This is a genomic window from Propionivibrio limicola (assembly GCF_009469695.1).
In the GTDB taxonomy this organism is placed as follows: domain Bacteria; phylum Pseudomonadota; class Gammaproteobacteria; order Burkholderiales; family Rhodocyclaceae; genus Propionivibrio; species Propionivibrio limicola.
This window is the reverse complement of the sequence record NZ_SSSR01000049.1, coordinates 1-460: the sequence shown is the minus strand read 5'-3', so window position 1 is coordinate 460 and position 460 is coordinate 1. Positions and strand designations below refer to the sequence as shown.

The window sequence follows — 460 nt, the reverse complement described above, 5'->3', positions numbered from 1 at the left end:
ATCCCGGCCAAGACGCAAACCCCTGCCCGAGCATCTGCCGCGGGATACCGTGGAGCACCTCCCCGCTGAATGCAGTTGCCCGGACTGCGGCGGACCCCTGAAGAAACTCGGCGAGGATGTCGCTGAAGTGCTGGAGTATGTCCCGGCGAGTTTCCGGGTGATCCACCATGTTCGCCCGAAGCTCGCGTGTGCGGCCTGCGACCGCATCGTCCAGGCAGCCGCCCCGAATCGGCCGATCGCCAAGGGCGCGGCCGGCCCCGGCTTGCTGGCGCATGTGCTGGTCGCGAAGTACGGCGATCATCTGCCGCTCTATCGGCAGAGCGACATCTATGCCCGCGAGGGCGTGGAACTGGAACGTTCGACGCTGGCCGGCTGGGTCGGCCAGTGCAGTGCGCTGCTACGGCCATTGGTGGCGGCGCTGAACCGCCATGTCCTGTCCGGCGCCAAGATTCACGCCGAC

The 460-nt window shown here is 67.4% G+C and carries 1 protein-coding gene; it reads left to right on the top strand.

Annotated features, from left to right (window positions below):
• A partial coding sequence (tnpC, locus tag GH659_RS14745; protein WP_153112192.1) for an IS66 family transposase occupies nucleotides 1–460 on the top strand: 460 nt, incomplete at both ends.